The following is an 18,290-nucleotide window of genomic DNA, read 5'->3' on the forward strand; positions in this document are numbered from 1 at the left end:
ACGAGACCTCAAACAGATGCGCAGCCATGCGCGTCTGTTTTCTCTCCCCTTCGTTGATACGCGTCACACGCACTGCCTGATGTGCAGGAAAGCTATGCTGTATCAATTGATTCATATCGACCCCCAGGATTCGCGCACGCTACAAGATCAAATCAAAAGCGACATCGCGAAAGCCATCTTTGCCGGATTTGTGCCCAAGCAAACCAGCATCATGTCATCCCGCCGTTTGGCGGAAAAACTCAATGTATCGCGCAATACCATTTTGCGGGTCTACGAACAGCTCGCCGAAGAGGGCGTGTTGGTGCCGATTGAACGCAAAGGCTATTACGTCAATCCGCAATTAGAATTGAGCGCGCCAGCGCCCCACCCAGACACCCCAGCCCCAGCCACTAGCGCGGGTTTGGATTGGTTTAATTACCTCAATGCCGAGCACTCCCGTGCGGATGTCGAGGCGAACGATCTCAACGATTATCCGTATGTATTCGTCAATGGACTCGTCGATAAAGACCTGTTTCCGGTGTCGGAATGGCGTAAGTGCAGCATTCAATCGCTCAACAAAAGCAACCACCGCAGTTGGACGTCCAATGATCACGATTATGAAGAACTGATCGAACAAATCCGCACTCGCGTGCTGACCAAGCGCGGCATTTTTGTCGCCAAAGACAACATCGCCATTACGTTGGGCAGCCAAAACAGTCTCTACTATTTGAGTAAATTGCTGGTCAGCAAACAGAGTACGGTGGCGATGGAAAACCCCGGCTATCCAGAAGCGCGCCATCAATTTCAGGCACGACGTGCCCATGTGTTGCCGATCGAAGTCGACTCGCACGGTTTGGTTGTTGATGAACGTCTGGCCGATTGCCACCTGGTGTACACCACACCGAGTAACCAATTTCCGACCACCGTGCGTATGTCGCCCGAACGGCGCCAAGCGTTGATGACACAAGCTGATCGGCACGATTTTCTGATCATTGAAGATGATTTTGAGCATGATGTCAGCTTTATGGAGAACAGTTGTCCACCGCTGCGCTGCGAATACCACAGCGAACGCATCATCTATATCTCCAGTTTTACGGCCAGCATCGCACCGGGGCTGCGCATCGGTTTCATCGTCGCTGCCGAGCCGCTCATCGCACAAATCAAATCGCTTCAGGTGCGCACCCACAGTCTGCCGCCGAAAAGCAACTGTCAAACGCTGGCACTGTTTCTCAGCCTCGGCTATTACGATGTGCTGGCGCAAAAGCTACTCAAGCGCTACCGCGATAAGTGGCTGACGATGGAAAAAGCGATGAACTATTATTTCCCGCAATCGGGGGCGGTGGCTTCGTTGGCAGGCACGGCATTTTGGATCGAATACAAACAGGGCTTTGATGCAGAACGCTTTGAACGGCTGGCCGAGGCGCAAGGGATTCTGATCAACAATGGCGCCAAGTATTACTGTTGCGACCACAAGAACAACAGTTTTCGGCTCAGCTTTCAGTCGATTCGCACCGAGAACATTCGCGAGGGCATCCAACAACTGGCGCGTATCGCCAAACAGATCTTACCCAACGAACGCTTGGCAGATTGTGAATCGCCGCCGCTCACCAGCCAGCAAATTCGCGCGCTGTTGACCCAAAAAACATTACTCACCAAAGATTGCTTCAACATCCCCTATCGCATCACACTGCAAGCTGATGGCAAGTTGATTGGCATTTCCGAACGTCCGAACGACGTGGATGAAGGCTACTGGTGGGTTGAGAACGACAAATTTGTCTATCAGTGGCGTAACTGGCAATTTTCGGACATCCGTTACATCACGATCGTGTGCGAACACGGTGAGATCAAACGGTTTGATGAAGACGGCTACTTTATTGGTGAGGCGACGATCAGCGCTTGATCATCGCAATTGGCCGGATCGCAGGCATAAAAAAACGCCACCTGATCGCAGGTGGCGGTGAATCATATTAACCAAATTTGATTAAAAATAAATTCTAATATAGGGGTGAACAAAACTGTTCGAGTTGCAAGCTATCGCTTAGTAGCCAAAGCTTGACGGGTATGTAAAGCTGCCGGTAAACACAGATTTGTTTTTCCAGAACATTACAGAAGATAAACCTTTATTCATAACTATCACCATTAAAACCATACATTCTTGATTGATTTCTCGGTTCCTTGGAGGCGACAAATCGGACTCATCCTTTGAGCATTTTGTCTTCGTTTCCGAAGTTGGTTACAAATATACCACCAAGAAATTTTATTACAATACTTTTGGTGACAAAAATCACATAAATTCGATTAATTGATCTACGTCATGCATATTTGGTAATTTAATTACAAAAACCTCATTTTGTTTTTTAATAAAATTACCAATAGAGCGCAATCAATTGCATTTCATCACATTCGTATTCCTGCCACCATCACCAAAGTGTGACCGATGAAAAACAATCGATCCGCAATTGCGCTACTCCCGATCCGCGCATAGTGGTATGCTGTTGGTCGTCACTATGTCGCAGCCCGATTCCAGTCTATTTGTCTAAAAATAGCGTCAAAAACCTATCAATAATCGGGAAAATTTACACAAAAGGAGTTATCTGTGTCTGAATTCCATTCTGAAATCAGCAAGTTATCACCTGCCCCTGTGTGGCAGTTTTTCGATAAGATTTGCTCAATTCCTCACCCGTCAAAACATGAAGAAGCGCTGGCGCAATACATCATTGGCTGGGCCAAAGGACAAGGTCTGGACGTGCGTCGCGATCCAACAGGCAACGTCTTCATTAAGAAACCAGCCACTGCGGGAATGGAACATAAAAAAGCGGTCGTGCTGCAAGCGCACATCGACATGGTTCCCCAAAAGAACGAAGACACCGATCATGACTTCACCAAAGATCCGATCCAACCTTATGTCGATGGCGAATGGGTCACTGCAAAAGGCACCACATTGGGCGCAGACAACGGCATCGGTATGGCAACATGTTTAGCCGTCTTGGCATCGACAACGATCAAACACGGCCCACTGGAAGTGCTGCTGACTATCGATGAAGAAGCGGGCATGACGGGTGCGTTCGGCCTAGAAGCGGGCTGGTTGGAGGGAGAGATCCTGCTCAACACCGATTCCGAACAAGAAGGCGAAGTGTACATGGGATGCGCAGGTGGCGTGGACGGAGCATTGAGCTTTGATATTCAACGCGACGCGCTGCCAGCAGGTTACGTGACTCGTCAATTAACCCTGAAAGGGCTCAAGGGCGGCCACTCTGGTTGTGATATTCACACCGGTCGCGGCAACGCCAACAAACTGATTGCCCGTTTCCTTGCCGGCCACGCACAAGCATTGGATCTGCGTTTGATCGAATTTCGTGGCGGTAGCCTGCGCAACGCCATTCCTCGTGAAGCGTTTGTGACTGTCGCCGTACCTGCAGAGAATCAAAGCAAGCTTGACGCACTGTTCACCACCTACACCGACTTACTGAAGGAAGAACTCGGCCGTATCGAAACAGGCATCGTGACCTTCAACGAAGCGAAAGACGTGGCACAAGGTGTCTTTACGCTCGCGGATCAACAACGCGTGATCGCAGCGCTAAATGCATGCCCGAACGGCGTGATTCGCATGAGCGATGACATCGAAGGCGTAGTTGAAACCTCACTCAATGTCGGCGTCGTCACCACTGAAGACGACCAAGTGAAAGTATTGTGCTTGATCCGCTCGTTGATCGACTCAGGCCGCAGCCAAGTCGAAAGCATGCTGACTTCCGTGGCAGAACTCGCTGGCGCAAACATTGTGTTCTCTGGTGCTTACCCAGGCTGGAAACCGGATGCTGATTCTGAAATCATGCACATCTTCCGTGACATGTATGAAGGCATTTACGGCCATAAACCGAACATCATGGTGATCCACGCAGGCCTTGAATGTGGCCTGTTTAAGAAACCCTATCCAACGATGGACATGGTGTCGTTTGGTCCAACCATCAAATTCCCCCACTCTCCTGATGAGAAAGTGAAGATCGATACAGTCGGTCTGTTCTGGGAACAAATGATTGCTTTGTTGGAAAATATTCCAGCCAAAGCCTAACCAGAAAGCCGGGGTCAAAAACCCCGGCTTTGTTTTGGTAAACTATCAATAATTTTTGTCGACACGAAAAATTTAATTCATTAGATTGAATTTATTGTTCGCTGCTAGAGTTCGCGTCCTTGAAGTTCCCAGAGTTATTCACCAAACTCTATTCAAGCGATAACTCCATTATGAAGTTGTATCGGGGATGCTGCTTAACCCCCACACTTTCGGGTAAATTCCTGAGCAGTATCTGAAATTCTCAAACTAATGACATTGCGATGAAAGAAAAAATGATTGTCGGATGGCGAGAAACACTCAGCCTTCCAGGGTTAGGTATTGATCAAATTAATGCAAAAATCGATACCGGAGCCCGCACGTCTTGCTTGCACGCATTCAAGGTCGAGAGCTTTATGAAAGATGAAGCGCTCTGGGTTCGTTTTTGGATCCATCCCTTGCAACATAATGAAGAAGAAGTCACTGTGTGTGAAGCAGAAGTGGTGGACGAGCGCACGGTCCGCGATTCCGGTGGCCATGAAGAGACGCGATTTGTGATCCGATCCGATCTGTCTCTTGGTGGCGAAACCTGGCCCGCCGAGATCACGCTCACCAACCGTGAAAACATGGCGTTTCGTATGCTATTAGGCCGAACAGCCATGCACCACAGAATTGTTGTCGACCCAACTGAGTCGTTTTTAATCCCTTTCGAGGAGCCTAGATAATGAAAATTGGTATTCTGTCGCGTAATTCGTCGCTGTATTCAACCAAGCGTTTGATTGAAGCATGCAAGCAACGCGGCCACGAAGTCAAAGTGATCGATGCATTGCGCTGCTATATGAATATCAATTCGGAAAAGCCCGAGATTCATTTTAAAGGTGAAGAACTGTCGGGCTTTGACGCCGTGATCCCGCGTATCGGAGCTTCGGTGACGTTTTACGGCACCGCCGTGCTGCGTCAGTTCGAAATGATGGGCGTGTATCCAGTCAACGAATCCGTGGCAATTAGCCGCTCACGTGACAAACTTCGTTCCATGCAATTGTTGTCACGCAAAGGCATCGGCATGCCGATCACCGGATTTGCCAGTAAACCTGACGATGTCAAAGACTTACTCGACATGGTGGGCGGCGCACCGGTGGTGATTAAATTGCTTGAAGGCACCCAAGGCATCGGTGTAGTGTTAGCGGAAACCCGCAAAGCAGCGGAAAGCGTCATCGAAGCGTTTATGGGCCTGAAAGCCAACATCATGGTTCAGGAATACATCAAAGAAGCGGGCGGCGCAGACATTCGCTGTTTTGTGATTGGTGATAAAGTGATTGCCGCGATGAAACGTCAAGGTGCTGAAGGCGAATTCCGTTCGAACCTTCACCGTGGCGGAACAGCCTCGCTGGTAAAAATTACTCCACAAGAACGCAAAACTGCAATCGACGCTGCCAAGATCATGGGCTTGAATGTCGCAGGGGTTGACCTGCTGCGTTCAGAACGTGGCCCGCTGGTGATGGAAGTCAACTCCTCACCGGGTTTAGAAGGTATCGAGGCAGCGACCGGTAAAGACATCGCTGGAATGATTGTCGAATTTATTGAGAAGAATGCGGCAAGTAAAAGGACTCGAACCCGTGGCAAAGGTTAATAGAAGAAATAAACCGTATCAGTTTCTGGGGGAGTCCATTCCCCCAGGAAGTAAACAAGTCATTGAGCTGGAAGCTGCGAAACTTTACACCCACTCCCCGCTTTCGATTCCCGTTGAAATCATTCATGGTGCCGCTCCCGGCCCGGTTTTAATGGTCAATGCCGCCATTCATGGCGACGAACTCAACGGCGTCGAAATCGTTCGCCAACTCATCAACGCCATTGACCCCACCAAACTGAAAGGCACCTTAATCGCCGTCCCGATCGTCAACGTGTTCGGCTTCATTCATAAATCTCGTTATCTCCCTGACCGTCGCGATCTCAACCGCTGCTTTCCCGGCAGTGAAAAAGGCTCGCTGGCCTCGCGCATGGCGCACACCTTTTTCTCCCAAGTGGCACAGAACTGCGACTACATCATCGATCTGCACACCGGTGCGATTCATCGCACCAACTTGCCTCAGATCCGCGCCGATTTAAGCAACCCAGAAACCCTGCGGATTGCGCAAGCGTTTGCAACCCCGGTGATCCTTGATTCGCCCCTGCGTAATGGATCGCTGCGCAGTGAAGCGGAAAAATCTGGCATTACCGTGCTGACGTACGAAGCGGGCGAAGCATTGCGCTTTGAGCCAATCGCCATCAGTGCTGGCATTGTCGGCATTAAACGCGTGATGCAGGCTGTTGGGATGATGCGCATGAGCCGTAAAAAATTACCCACCTCGGTGATTGCCAAATCCACCAGCTGGCTACGTGCCGAAGCGGATGGCATTTTACGTACTGTGGTGTCCCTGGGCGATCGCGTTGAACGCGGCCAAGTGCTGGCTTACATCAACTCGCCGCTGGGCAATGTTGAAGTAGAGATCAAAGCCAATAAAGGCGGCATTGTGATTGGCCAACAAACGTTGCCATTGGTGAACGAAGGGGATGCGGTGTTCCATCTGGCCTACTTCACTCAGCGTGATCACATGGTGGAACAGGTAGTGGGCGATTTTATTGAAGAGGTCATCGACACTGATCTTGAACCGCTGACGACCGGCCAGTTGATGCCACCATCACCCGCTTAGTTCGGTTGCCCGATAGCAAAAAGCCCCGATTCATCGGGGCTTTTTTGTGTCCGAACTGAACTGACGCTTAACCAACTGACGCTTAACCAAATGAAGCCCAGATCACTGCGGCCACCAACAATGGGCACACGAAGCGCACATACCAAGGCCACACTTTACCAAACAGACTCTGGGTGAATTCCGGGAAACCTTGCTCCAGCTCTTTAAACTTAGCATTGCGATTCCATACCCACCCCCCAAACAGACAGAACATCAGTGCAGCAGTCGGTTGCAGGTATTGCGTGGCTGTGGTGGCCACCAAGCCAAACAGCGCGCCAAAGTTATACACGATTACCACACTAAATAGCGCCAAAATGCCACCCAGCACCCAACTGGTTGGGGTGCGCTTGGTGTTAAAGCGCTCACCGACCAAGGCCACCGGACACTCCAACATCGAAATCGATGAGGTTAGCGCGGCAATGGTCAGTAGCAGGAAGAACACAATCGCAAACAGTTGACCAAACAGGCCCAAGCTATCAAACATCAATGGCAGCACGGTAAACACCAGCGTGTCAGAGCTTAGCAATGAACCATCTTCGGCATAGATTTGTACGCCTTTGTGCATCGCGACAAACATCGCAGGCATCACCACCAAACCAGCAATGAACGCGACGCCGGTATCCACCAAAGTGACGTTCATCGCCATCTTGGGCAGGTTCTCTTTCTTGCTCAAGTACGACCCGTAGATCAGCATCGAACAGCCGCCAATCGTCAGCGAGAAGAAGCCTTGCCCCATGGCCGCCAAAATCAGTTTACGGTCCCACACTTTTTCAAAGTCAGGAATCAGGTAGTGTTGCAAGCCTTCCATCGCGCCTTGTTGCATCATGATGTAAACAAACAGCACCGCAAACAGCACAAACAGAGCTGGCATCAAACGCGTGGACCACTTTTCGATGCCCTGTTTCACGCCGCCTTGCACGATGAGGATCGTCAGAACGTAAAAAATGAGAGTACCAAGAAGGTTACGTTCAACTGAAAAGCCTTTTAACCACGCTGTCGCCGTTTCCATCCCGAGAATATCGGTCACCGCTCCCAGCATGAAACAGATGATCCAGCCACCCACAATGCTGTAAAACGCAAGTACGGCACTTGGTACGCTCAGGCCAACCCAGCCCACCAAACCACCGACACGCTTCGCCAACGGGTTCCCCGTCAGTGAACGCATACTATCCACCGGGTTTGCCTGACCATAACGGCCGATCGCCATTTCGACCACCAGCATAGGAAACGCAACCACAAAGATCAGAACCAGATAGACCAACAGGAACGCGCCACCACCATTGCTGGCCGCTTGTGTTGGAAAGCCCCAGATGTTACCAAGGCCAACTGCCGCACCCGCTGCGGCTAAAATGAACCCAAGGCGAGAGCCAAACGTTTCACGGGAATTATTCTGTGCCATTACCACTCACACATACATCATCAAACTAGTTGACTAGTACACTAATACAAACCGACAAAATACTCAATCAGTAATAGAATTGTTTGCTAGGTAAATTACACAATCTGTCGCACTTATTTTGTAAATTTTGACTGCTACGGTTGAATTGTTCATTTATTCAGCGAATATCTTTCACAACCGACTGGCTGCGACCATGATCTTTGGCTTGATACAAGGCTTGATCCGCTTCATGGAACAGTACCTGATATTGGTCGCGATTCGGCTCAAAGATACGCACCCCGCCAATACTGATGCTCAAATGGCCCTTCACGGGCGATGCTTCGTGCTCAATCGCAAGCGCAGCCACTTGATTTAACATTTGATGCGCAAAGTGACCGGGCTCCAATTCCGTATCGCTTGCAAAGACGACACAAAACTCTTCTCCGCCAAAGCGTGCCACGACTTTTGCGCCATCAAACGGAATCTTCTCCAACGCATGCGCGATCTGTTTGAGCGCGTTGTCCCCTTGCAAATGACCGTAGCGATCATTGTAGAGCTTGAAATAATCCACATCGATGAGGTAGAGCAGCACCCAAGGATAGCGTTGTTCGCAGATGAAACTCGTCAGCTCGCGTTCTAATTTGCGGCGATTCGAAATACGCGTCAGCGGATCGTGTTCTGACTGCCAGCGCAACTCTTCGCGGCTTTTGTCGAGTTCATTGAAAATCTGATTGATGGTGCGCGCAAAGGCTTTCATTTCACGCGAAACAAAAAAGCTTTCATCGGGGATCTTGCCCCCTTTGGACTTAAACCGCTCCAGCACGCGATTGGCGTTCGTGATGGGCCGCACCAGCGAATCGACCACCAACAGGTTGATGAAATACATCAGCACCGAGAATGCCATCAGCGCGACGATTTCATCATTGCGGATAAACGTCGGCAGCTTCACCTGATGCGTCAGTTTGATCACCACGCTGGAATTGCCGCTGAAATCGAGTTTCTCCAAATAGCTCACATTGGGTTGTGCTTTGGGCATCTCGGCATACGGCGCGCGGCTCAACACATCAATATCAATCCCCGTGGCCAGCTCGATCACATTCGCAAACTGGCTGCGCACTTTCTTCACAAAGATCAGATAACCTTTGTCACATGCCGTGCCTTCGCTGGTGCACACACGGGACGTGGCCGCCAAAAACGGCTCTTGCCCTACCACCACAAAGCGCACTTTGGCTTCAACGTAGTCACGACTGGCACGTTTGGGTTCACTGAGAATGATCGGGAAATAGGGCAAAAACGATTGATAGTCACCAACTTTGCGTTGCTCAAAATCGTATTTCATCCCCCACACCAGTTGTTCATCCGGCGTGAAAATGAAGATGCCATCCAACGCTTTCGACTGAAACGCGTGAATCCCGATGCTGTCTTCGATGAATTCGGGATCGGGATCGGCGATGTATTCCGCCAGATCGTTCCAAGCCGCATAGTCGGCCATGGACGCTCCCATTTCCTGTTTCTCCAGCGCAATGATGGTTTGGACGCGAGTGGTTTCAGCTTGTTGCAGTTGGCGGGCATGCTCCAGCTCGCGGTCAAACGACCAAAAGTATTTAAACGCGAGATAAAAAAGGACAAAACACGCCACCACCGCCAATGCTGTCAGTGCAGTTAACGAACGTAGACTGATATTGCTCAGAGTCATGGCACCTTATTTGTTTTGAGAGAGGATGAAAAAGAGCGCCTTAGCGCTCTTTTCAGTTTAGATGGTAAAAACTTGGTAGTTCTTTAGTTCAGGTATTTTTTGATGCAGTTGCTGCTCTTGTTCAACCACATCGTCGAGTGAATCACACAATTCACGTCGCTCTTTTTCGATCGTCTGGGAATGCTCATTAAAGCGCTGTTCTAGGCGGGCTTTCAAGTCTGCCATAGTATTTCCCAGCTCCGTCAGGTTGATGCCGCCATCTTGCTTCATTTTGCTCGCGATCGCGTCAAAGGCGCCGGTTAGAAACTCTTGGGTAAATAGCGCTCGCGCTTTGTCGAAATCTTGCTGCCATTGTTGGCTCATCGACTCAAACGTATCGGCAGGCAACACCCAGTCGCCATCTTTGTTGTAGCGCGCTTCAATGTCATCCACAAACGCTTTCATCGATTGCTTCACGTTATTGAACGCTTCTGGCGCATCGATACTATTCGCCACGTCATCTAAAATATCATTCGCCATCGCAAGGCCATCACTGGCCACTTGGCGCGCCTTCGGCAGCGCGTTGGCAATGCTTTCACGATAGGATTCCACAGCTTGTTGCTGTTGCGGCGTCAGCGACTGCTTCTCTCCCGCCAAATACAGATTATTGTTGTGGTCCATCACCGCGGTCTGACCGCTGGCAGTATGGATTTCCACATCCTTGCCACTGAGATGAACTTCATTCTTCACGTCCACCTGATGGCATTGTGCGGCCCATAACGACGTGCTGCACAGTAAAGAGGTTACTAATACTATTTTTTTCATCATCATTCCGGTCTGTGATATGGCGCTTGCACCAAACCAAGTCGCACATGTGGTCAAGCGTTGAGTTCATTCGCGCCGCTGTTACCCATCGACAGTAACATGGCGGCCCTATCCGATTGTACGCATGGACGGGCTAACCATACCCAAAACTGCACGTCCATCGGTTAGCGGTTTGTCAGTTATTGATGGTTCAGCGACCATTTAGCCGATGGATGCGCAGGATAGGGGGAGAACGCTCAGATCGCAAGTGTTTAGAAAAAGCTCAACTGTCGAATCTGCGCTTCGGGCTTTAGCATCACATTGAGGCCAAGCAGGCGAATTTCCCGTCCTTTTTGGCGTTTCAGCACTTCAGCCAACAAGGTTTTGAAATCTTCCAGTTCCAACTCGGGATGAATATGTTCAATCGTGGTTTGCTGAAAATCGGCAAATTTCACTTTAATCCCCTGTTTGATGATCGCACGTTCCGGCGAAGCACACGTTAAGCGTTCATCCAGTTCAGGGTAAAGACGCTGCTCGATCACTTGCCAACATTCATCATAGGTGACGATGTTTTCGCTGAAAGTGCGTTCGACCCCGACCGATTTACGTTCGCGTTCCGTGATCACCTCACGAGGATCAATGCCATGGCTTTTCTTCCACAGCGATGCGCCCAAACGGCCAAAGCGGCGCAGTAGCTCGCGATAGTCGCTGTTTTTGATGTCTTCGCACACAAAGAACCCCGCTTGATTGAGCTTTTCGAGGCTAACTTTGCCAACGCCAGGAATTTTCCCTAACGGTAATTTGTCGACCACGCCCTGCACTTCCTCGGGGGTGACCACATACATGCCATTGGGTTTATTGACGTCAGAGGCCACCTTGGCGAGAAACTTGACCGGCGCTACACCGGCCGACGCGGTTAAATGCAGTTCATGCCAGATGTCGCGGCGAATCGCCTCCGCAATCAGTGTCGCACTGCCATGACACGCGGTCGCTTCGGTGACATCGAGAAAGGCTTCGTCCAGCGATAGCGGCTCAATGATGTCGGTGTAACGCTGAAAAATAGCGTGGATCTGACGTGATATAGATTTATAAACAGACATCCGGCCCGGCACAACCAGTAAGTTGGGGCACAATTTGATGGCTTGCGCGGTTGGCATGGCCGAATGAATCCCAAACTTGCGCGCCTCGTAGTTGCACGTGCTGAGCACGCCACGTTGTTTTTCATGTCCCCCAACCGCCAACGGTCGGTTGCGATATTCGGGATGATCGCGCATCTCTACGGCCGCATAAAAGCAGTCCATATCAATATGGATAATCTTTCTGATCGGCTCTGACATCGCTGCCACTCAACTACTGTTTAAAAAAACAGTATATAAGCGAATCGCGATTTTGCAAAGTCCGGCCGGACGAGGCTACTTGCGCAGCATGGCATCGAGCTGATCCACCAGCTCCGCCCAATCTGCATCGTCTTCAATCGCTTGACGCAGAAAACTCGCCTGCGCTTTGTTCCAAAAGCTGGCTTTATGCAGCGGGGTGGTGTCGCGATGATGACGATGGGATTGAATGAAGTGCTCAATATCGTGTGATGAACTGCCGAGTCCCAGCTGCTCAAATAACTCCGTCATCCCATGTTGATGAAGTTCCATGCTGCCTCCTGATGTCGCTACGCTCTTTTGAGTATAGCGCCTCAGCGTTCTCGTCACGTTCAATCTGACAGGAAAAAAATAACCCAGCCGAAGCTGGGTTATGTCAATTCAAATGGGTGAGATTACGCGATGCGATCTTTTTCCCACGCAGCGAGACGTTCAGCACGTGCCGCTTCTCGCGCTTCACGTTTTTTACGTGCATCGCACGGTTCTGGGCAGTTGCACACTTTTTCAATGCCAACGGCACCTAAGCCGCCACAGCTGCCTTTGACCACTTTTTTCTGGAAGATATAACCGACTGCCATTGCAGCGATAACCACCAGAAATACACCGAAAGTAATCAGAAAAGTATTCATAATTCCAAGCTCACTCAGTTATTTATCGGTTGAGATAAGGCTTAAACGCACTTGATGCGATCTCTTTGAATCCGTCATCGGTTTTCACGATCATGAACACCGGAATATGATTCTGCTCCGCAATCTCAATCCCTTTTTCATCGCCCAAGACCATCAGACCCGTTGCCAAGCCATCAGCCGTCATGCACGATTTATCCAGTACAGTTACCGATACTACACGGTTATGGATGGGACGCCCAGTCTGAGGGTTAATAATGTGCGAATAACGAACACCATCTCGCTCAAAGTAATTGCGGTAATCTCCCGAGGTAGCGATCGCCATGTCACCCGGTTCAATGATTTCCTGAATGCTACGCTCATCAACTGTGGGCTTCTCAACCGCAATGCGCCAAGGCACGTTGTCGCGGTTCAGCCCCTTCAAACGAATCTCGCCGCCCACTTCCACCATGTAGTTGTGAATGCCTTGCGATTCGATGTAGTTCGCCACCACGTCCACGCCCCATCCTTTTGCAATGGTCGATAAGTCGACGTACAGATGCGGCAGATCTTTGCTCAGTGAGTTGCCATTGACGGTCAGGTGATGAATCCCTGTGTTGGCTTTACGATCCGCTAACTCGGCATCGGTTGGCACTACCTCAGGACGCGCCTCTGGGCCAAAGCCCCATAGGTTGACCAACGGGCCAACGGTGACATCCAACGCGCCTTCAGTCAGTGTGCTCAAACGCATGGCTTCTTTCACCACCGTTGCGGTCTGAGTCGACACTTCAAATGCGTCAGTGCCCTGATATTGGTTGAAACGGCTCAGCTCTGAATCTTGACGGTAAGTCGACATCTGGTCGTTCACTTCTTCCAGCAAACGGTCGATCTCTTTATGGAGATCGTCAGACGATGGCAGGCCATCTTGTTGAATGTATTTGATGTTGTAGCTCGTGCCCATGGTTGGGCCACTCAAATGCACTTGCTGTGGAGGTTGTTCACAACCAGCCAACAACAGTAAAGAAGCTAACGCAACAAGCCAAGTTCTCACTTGTTTACTCCTCAGACAATGGAAATAGATATAGGGAAATCCGAATCCTGATGGCTAAAAGGCTCCTCGCCCTATTTACCTATAGCTACTCTCACTTGAAAAAAAGAATGGCTGACTCGAATGAGCCAGCCATAGATTTAGCAAATTATCGTGGATTAACCACCGAAGTCATCCAGCAGGATGTTTTCGTCTTCAACACCGAGGTTATGAAGCATGTTGATAACCGATGCGTTCATGATCGGTGGACCACACATGTAGTATTCACAATCTTCTGGCGCATCATGATCACGAAGGTAGTTTTCGTACACAACGTTGTGAATGAAGCCGGTGTAACCATCCCAGTTATCTTCTGGAAGCGGATCAGACAGTGCAACGTGCCATGTAAAGTTATCGTGCTCAGCTTGCAGCTGGTCGAAATCTTCCACATAGAACATTTCACGTGTTGAACGCGCACCGTACCAGAACGAGATCTTACGCTTAGAATCAAGACGTTTCAGTTGGTCGAAGATATGAGAACGCATTGGAGCCATACCTGCACCACCACCGATGAAGACCATTTCAGCATCAGTATCTTTCGCGAAGAACTCACCAAATGGACCAGAGATCGTACATTTATCACCTTCTTTAAGCGACCAAATGTATGAAGACATTTGACCCGGTGGTACGTCTGGGTTGTTTGGCGGCGGCGTCGCGATACGTACGTTCAGCATGATGATGCCAAATTCTTCTGGGTAGTTTGCCATCGAGTATGCACGAATGATTGGCTCATCCACTTTAGACTCGTAGCGGAACAGATTGAATTTGTCCCAATCTTCACGGAATTTTTCCGGAACGTCGAAATCAGCGTATTTCACATGGTGAGCTGGTGCTTCAATCTGAATGTAACCACCCGCACGGAACGGTACAGATTCACCATCAGGAATTTGCAGTTTCAGCTCTTTGATGAATGTCGCTTTGTTATCGTTCGAGATAACGGTACATTCCCATTTCTTCACGCCGAAGATTTCTTCTGGAAGTTCAAGTTCCAGATCGTTCTTCACAGCAACCTGACAAGCCAGACGCTCACCTTCACGAGCTTCACCTTTAGTGATGTGATCAAGCTCAGTCGGTAGAATGTCGCCACCGCCAGATTTAATTTTTACGCGGCACTGACCACAAGAGCCACCACCACCACACGCAGACGATACGAATACACCAGCACCTGCTAGCGCAGTCAGTAGTTTACCGCCTGGCTGTGTGACGATCGCTTTCTCAGGATCGCCATTGATAGAGATTGTAATGTCACCTGTTGGTACCAGCTTAGATTTGGCGAACAAAATCACCAGCACTAGAACCAGTACAATCAGAGTAAACATCACTACACCAAGAATAATGTCCATTGACTATTCCTTTATTGTTGCGGTTTACCCGACTTACAGTTGAACACCAGAGAAAGACATAAAGCCAAGCGCCATCAAGCCTGCTGTGATAAAGGTAATACCTAGACCACGTAGACCCGGAGGTACGTCAGAGTACTTCATTTTCTCACGGATACCTGCAAGAGCGACGATAGCTAGCATCCAGCCCACACCTGAACCGAAACCATACACGATGGATTCAGCGAAGTTGTAGTCACGTTGTACCATGAACGATACACCACCGAAGATTGCACAGTTTACTGTGATCAGCGGTAGGAAGATGCCCAGCGCGTTGTACAGAGGTGGGAAGAAACGATCGAGGATCATTTCTAGAATCTGTACCAATGCCGCGATTACACCGATAAAGGTAATAAAGTTAAGAAAACTTAGGTCAACACCCGGAGCCATTGCATCGGGTTTCAGGATCAAGTTGTACACCAAGTTGTTCACTGGCACAGCAATTGTTAGTACAACAACGACCGCGATACCCAGACCAAATGATGTTTTAACTTTCTTTGAAACCGCTAGGAATGTACACATACCCAGGAAGAAAGACAGTGCCATGTTCTCGATGAAAATCGATTTAACCAGCAAACTAATATAATGTTCCATGACAACCTTACTCCTTCGCTTCTACTTGTTCAGGTTTGAACGTACGAATCGTCCAAATCATGAAACCGATTAAGAAGAATGCAGAAGGTGCTAGCAGCATCAGACCATTTGGCTGATACCAACCACCATTGCTGACAAGAGGCAGTACTTCCAATCCAAACAGTTTGCCGGAACCGAACAGTTCACGGAAGAAACCAACAGAAATCAGTACAAAACCATAGCCCAAACCGTTACCAATACCGTCGATGAACGATGGGATTGGTGCAGACTTCATCGCAAACGCTTCTGCACGGCCCATTACGATACAGTTCGTAATGATCAGACCTACGAATACAGACAGCTGTTTCGAGATGTCGTACAGGTACGCTTTCAGGATTTGGTCAACCACGATAACCAAAGATGCGATGATCGCCATCTGAACGATGATACGCACGCTGTTCGGAATGTGGTTACGGATCAGGGAAACGAAGAAGTTAGACAGTGCAGTAACGAACATTACTGCCAACGTCATTACAAACGCCGTTTCTAGTTTGGTGGTCACTGCAAGTGCAGAACAAACACCAAGAACTTGTAGCGCGATTGGGTTGTTGTCCAATACTGGCGCTAGCACGCTCTTTTTCAGATCTTTTGCGCTAGACATTAGTTCAGACCTCCGTCACGGACTTTAGTCAGGAATGGACCAAAGCCCATGTCACCCAACCAGAAGTCGAATGTGTGTTGAACGCCGTTACTGGTCAATGTTGCACCCGACAGAGCATCAACACCGTGTTCAGAACCTTGTGGCGCACCACCTTTCACGACCTTGATCGCTGGCTTGTGGTTTTCGTCGAACAATTTCTTGCCAACCCACTGAGCACGCCAACCTGGGTTCTCAACTTCGCCACCCAATCCCGGAGTTTCGCCTTGCTCGTAGTAAGTGATCCCTGAAACGGTGTTGCCGTCAGTTTCAACTGCTACGAAAGCGTACATCATAGACCACAGACCGTTACCGTGAACAGGCAGGATCACTTTAGACACTTTGTCGCCATCTTTTACGAGGTAAACGATGCCAGTGTTTGCACGACGAATGATCTTCGCAACGTCTGCATTCGCAGGAAGCTTGATAGAATCCGCAGGATCTTTTGCTTCTTTACGTTGGTCAAATGTTGCTGCATCACCTTCAACAAAGTCGCCGGTTTTGAAGTCAATCAGACGAGGTTCAATAAACTTGCGGTACAAGTCTTGAACGTCACCTTTCTGCGTGATGCCTGCAACTTCAACAATCTTGCTTTGCTTATCTAGCACTGCATTTTGTTTTTGCTTATCACGCAGACCAACTGCCGCTGCCGATACGATGATTGAACAAACAAGGCTCAACCCGACAACAACAGCCAGCGTCTTTTTAATGCTGTCGTTATTACTTGCCATAGCGCGCTTGTCTCCGCTTGATGTTTTTCTCCACAACGATGTGGTCGAACAGAGGTGCAAATAGGTTAGCGAACAGAATCGCTAGCATCATGCCTTCTGGGTAAGCTGGGTTCACTACACGGATGAGAACACACATGATGCCAATCAGGATACCGTATGCCCATTTCGCTTTGTTGGTAAACGAAGCCGATACTGGGTCAGTCGCCATGAAGAACATACCGAATGCAAAACCACCCAGAACTAGGTGCCAGTGCCAAGGCATGTTGAACATTGGGTTGGTGTCTGAACCGATCACGTTGAACAGAGTAGACAGTGCGATCATACCGATCATCACACCCGCGATGATGCGCCATGAAGCGATACCCATGTAAACGATGAATGCTGCACCAATCGCAAGCGCAAGCGTCGAAACTTCACCAATTGAACCTGGAATGTTACCGATGAATGCGTCCATCCAAGTGATGGCTTGACCAGTTGCCGCATTGACCAGTGCACCGTTACCGCCTTGTGCCCATTGGCTCAGAGCCGTTGCGCCAGAGAAACCATCCGCAGCAGTCCAAACCAGGTCACCCGAAATTTGAGCTGGATATGCGAAGAATAGGAAGGCACGGCCTGCCAAAGCAGGGTTAAGGAAGTTACGACCGGTACCACCGAAGACTTCTTTCGCAACCACAACACCGAAGGTAATACCCAGTGCTGCTTGCCAAAGTGGTAGCGTTGGCGGAACGATCAGTGCGAACAGAATCGAAGTCACAAAGAAACCTTCGTTCACTTCGTGTTTACGCACCATACAGAACAGCACTTCCCAGAAACCACCCACGATGAATACCGTGGCGTAGATCGGTAGGAAGTACGTCGCACCCAGAAGCATTTTGCTGCCCCAACCTGCGTCGGCGGCTAGTGTGCCACCCAGCATTTGAGTCAACCAGTAATGCCAGTTGCCACCAATGATTGCTGCAAGTTGATCGCCAGCATACATATGATTGAGTGCTGCAATTGCCTGACCACCAGCGTTGTACATACCCCAGAACATTGCTGGGAACACCGCTAGCCAAACCATGATCATGATACGTTTTAGGTCAACGCTATCACGAACGTGTGAGCTTTTTTTGGTCACTAGACCTGGCGTGTAAAACAGAGTCGCTGCAGCTTCGTAAAGCGCAAACCATTTCTCGTGTTTACCACCCGGCTCAAAGTGATGCTCGATATCTTCAAGAAACTTTTTGAGGCCCATG

17 protein-coding genes are annotated in these 18,290 nt (G+C 49.5%); 5 read left to right on the plus strand and 12 right to left on the minus strand.

Annotation, left to right across the window (positions count from 1 at the left end; all coding sequences use genetic code 11):
• The first annotated feature begins 94 nt into the window (after positions 1-94).
• From ACS18Q_RS11510 to ACS18Q_RS11530, 5 genes are all read left to right on the plus strand, one after another.
• Entirely contained in the window at positions 95-1,879 is a 1,785-nt protein-coding gene (locus ACS18Q_RS11510; RefSeq protein WP_441257096.1) for a PLP-dependent aminotransferase family protein, read from the plus strand.
• 696 nt (positions 1,880-2,575) lie between these two features.
• Positions 2,576-4,048, plus strand: a complete 1,473-nt coding sequence (locus tag ACS18Q_RS11515; protein ID WP_441257097.1) for an aminoacyl-histidine dipeptidase — start codon at positions 2,576-2,578, stop codon at positions 4,046-4,048.
• A 260-nt stretch (positions 4,049-4,308) separates the two neighbouring features.
• The gene (locus ACS18Q_RS11520; protein WP_014204542.1) at positions 4,309-4,749 is read left to right on the plus strand and encodes an ATP-dependent zinc protease family protein; all 441 of its coding nucleotides are present in this window, start codon (positions 4,309-4,311) and stop codon (positions 4,747-4,749) included.
• Positions 4,749-5,654 carry a 30S ribosomal protein S6--L-glutamate ligase gene (gene rimK, locus ACS18Q_RS11525; protein WP_004724949.1) on the plus strand — a complete coding sequence of 302 codons (906 nt, stop codon included), beginning with the start codon at positions 4,749-4,751 and terminating at the stop codon, positions 5,652-5,654. Before ACS18Q_RS11520 ends, rimK begins: the two co-directional genes overlap by 1 nt.
• Positions 5,614-6,714: a succinylglutamate desuccinylase/aspartoacylase family protein gene (locus tag ACS18Q_RS11530; RefSeq protein ID WP_086027257.1), complete on the plus strand. Its 1,101-nt coding sequence runs from the start codon at positions 5,614-5,616 to the stop codon at positions 6,712-6,714. Before rimK ends, ACS18Q_RS11530 begins: the two co-directional genes overlap by 41 nt.
• An 82-nt stretch (positions 6,715-6,796) precedes the next feature.
• Here ACS18Q_RS11530 and ACS18Q_RS11535 read toward each other — a convergent pair whose 3' ends face one another.
• The 12 genes from ACS18Q_RS11535 to ACS18Q_RS11590 form a co-directional block, all read right to left on the minus strand.
• Entirely contained in the window at positions 6,797-8,152 is a 1,356-nt protein-coding gene (locus ACS18Q_RS11535; RefSeq protein WP_004724952.1) for a sodium-dependent transporter, read from the minus strand.
• A 157-nt stretch (positions 8,153-8,309) separates the two neighbouring features.
• Entirely contained in the window at positions 8,310-9,827 is a 1,518-nt protein-coding gene (locus ACS18Q_RS11540) for a sensor domain-containing diguanylate cyclase (protein WP_441257098.1), read from the minus strand.
• A 57-nt stretch (positions 9,828-9,884) separates the two neighbouring features.
• Positions 9,885-10,631 carry a YggN family protein gene (locus tag ACS18Q_RS11545; protein ID WP_038150868.1) on the minus strand — a complete coding sequence of 249 codons (747 nt, stop codon included), beginning with the start codon at positions 10,629-10,631 and terminating at the stop codon, positions 9,885-9,887.
• A 251-nt stretch (positions 10,632-10,882) separates the two neighbouring features.
• Positions 10,883-11,947: a DNA polymerase IV gene (gene dinB, locus ACS18Q_RS11550; RefSeq protein WP_441257099.1), complete on the minus strand. Its 1,065-nt coding sequence runs from the start codon at positions 11,945-11,947 to the stop codon at positions 10,883-10,885.
• Positions 11,948-12,022: 75 nt separating this feature from the next.
• Positions 12,023-12,256, minus strand: a complete 234-nt coding sequence (locus tag ACS18Q_RS11555; RefSeq protein ID WP_004724957.1) for a DUF2789 domain-containing protein — start codon at positions 12,254-12,256, stop codon at positions 12,023-12,025.
• A 122-nt stretch (positions 12,257-12,378) separates the two neighbouring features.
• Positions 12,379-12,612, minus strand: coding sequence for a (Na+)-NQR maturation NqrM (gene nqrM / locus ACS18Q_RS11560; protein WP_004724959.1), 234 nt, complete (start codon positions 12,610-12,612; stop codon positions 12,379-12,381).
• A 22-nt stretch (positions 12,613-12,634) separates the two neighbouring features.
• Positions 12,635-13,639, minus strand: a complete 1,005-nt coding sequence (locus ACS18Q_RS11565) for an FAD:protein FMN transferase (protein WP_004724961.1) — start codon at positions 13,637-13,639, stop codon at positions 12,635-12,637.
• A gap of 155 nt (positions 13,640-13,794) precedes the next feature.
• On the minus strand, positions 13,795-15,018 hold the full coding sequence (gene nqrF / locus ACS18Q_RS11570; protein WP_004724962.1) for an NADH:ubiquinone reductase (Na(+)-transporting) subunit F: 1,224 nt from the start codon (positions 15,016-15,018) through the stop codon (positions 13,795-13,797).
• Positions 15,019-15,051: 33 nt separating this feature from the next.
• On the minus strand, positions 15,052-15,648 hold the full coding sequence (gene nqrE / locus ACS18Q_RS11575) for an NADH:ubiquinone reductase (Na(+)-transporting) subunit E (protein ID WP_004724963.1): 597 nt from the start codon (positions 15,646-15,648) through the stop codon (positions 15,052-15,054).
• Positions 15,649-15,655: 7 nt separating this feature from the next.
• Positions 15,656-16,288 carry an NADH:ubiquinone reductase (Na(+)-transporting) subunit D gene (locus tag ACS18Q_RS11580; protein WP_004724965.1) on the minus strand — a complete coding sequence of 211 codons (633 nt, stop codon included), beginning with the start codon at positions 16,286-16,288 and terminating at the stop codon, positions 15,656-15,658.
• On the minus strand, positions 16,288-17,055 hold the full coding sequence (locus tag ACS18Q_RS11585; protein WP_004724967.1) for a Na(+)-translocating NADH-quinone reductase subunit C: 768 nt from the start codon (positions 17,053-17,055) through the stop codon (positions 16,288-16,290). The genes ACS18Q_RS11580 and ACS18Q_RS11585 overlap by 1 nt, the downstream gene beginning before the upstream one ends.
• Positions 17,045-18,289: an NADH:ubiquinone reductase (Na(+)-transporting) subunit B gene (locus ACS18Q_RS11590; protein ID WP_004724969.1), complete on the minus strand. Its 1,245-nt coding sequence runs from the start codon at positions 18,287-18,289 to the stop codon at positions 17,045-17,047. The genes ACS18Q_RS11585 and ACS18Q_RS11590 overlap by 11 nt, the downstream gene beginning before the upstream one ends.
• Position 18,290: the final 1 nt, after the last annotated feature.

It is taken from the genome of Vibrio sp. Vf1514, assembly GCF_052076135.1.
GTDB classification, from domain to species: domain Bacteria; phylum Pseudomonadota; class Gammaproteobacteria; order Enterobacterales; family Vibrionaceae; genus Vibrio; species Vibrio furnissii.

What these genes read in the sequence shown, in the direction of transcription:
- rimK (WP_004724949.1), top strand. Translation starts at nt 4,749, where the DNA reads ATGAAAATTGGTATTCTGTCGCGTAATTCGTCGCTGTATTCAACCAAG.
- dinB (WP_441257099.1), bottom strand. Translation starts at nt 11,947, where the DNA reads ATGTCAGAGCCGATCAGAAAGATTATCCATATTGATATGGACTGCTTT.
- nqrM (WP_004724959.1), bottom strand. Translation starts at nt 12,612, where the DNA reads ATGAATACTTTTCTGATTACTTTCGGTGTATTTCTGGTGGTTATCGCT.
- ACS18Q_RS11580 (WP_004724965.1), bottom strand. Translation starts at nt 16,288, where the DNA reads ATGTCTAGCGCAAAAGATCTGAAAAAGAGCGTGCTAGCGCCAGTATTG.
- ACS18Q_RS11510 (WP_441257096.1), top strand. Translation starts at nt 95, where the DNA reads ATGCTGTATCAATTGATTCATATCGACCCCCAGGATTCGCGCACGCTA.
- ACS18Q_RS11585 (WP_004724967.1), bottom strand. Translation starts at nt 17,055, where the DNA reads ATGGCAAGTAATAACGACAGCATTAAAAAGACGCTGGCTGTTGTTGTC.
- ACS18Q_RS11535 (WP_004724952.1), bottom strand. Translation starts at nt 8,152, where the DNA reads ATGGCACAGAATAATTCCCGTGAAACGTTTGGCTCTCGCCTTGGGTTC.
- nqrE (WP_004724963.1), bottom strand. Translation starts at nt 15,648, where the DNA reads ATGGAACATTATATTAGTTTGCTGGTTAAATCGATTTTCATCGAGAAC.
- ACS18Q_RS11555 (WP_004724957.1), bottom strand. Translation starts at nt 12,256, where the DNA reads ATGGAACTTCATCAACATGGGATGACGGAGTTATTTGAGCAGCTGGGA.
- ACS18Q_RS11540 (WP_441257098.1), bottom strand. Translation starts at nt 9,827, where the DNA reads ATGACTCTGAGCAATATCAGTCTACGTTCGTTAACTGCACTGACAGCA.
- ACS18Q_RS11590 (WP_004724969.1), bottom strand. Translation starts at nt 18,289, where the DNA reads ATGGGCCTCAAAAAGTTTCTTGAAGATATCGAGCATCACTTTGAGCCG.
- ACS18Q_RS11520 (WP_014204542.1), top strand. Translation starts at nt 4,309, where the DNA reads ATGAAAGAAAAAATGATTGTCGGATGGCGAGAAACACTCAGCCTTCCA.
- ACS18Q_RS11530 (WP_086027257.1), top strand. Translation starts at nt 5,614, where the DNA reads ATGCGGCAAGTAAAAGGACTCGAACCCGTGGCAAAGGTTAATAGAAGA.
- ACS18Q_RS11545 (WP_038150868.1), bottom strand. Translation starts at nt 10,631, where the DNA reads ATGAAAAAAATAGTATTAGTAACCTCTTTACTGTGCAGCACGTCGTTA.
- nqrF (WP_004724962.1), bottom strand. Translation starts at nt 15,018, where the DNA reads ATGGACATTATTCTTGGTGTAGTGATGTTTACTCTGATTGTACTGGTT.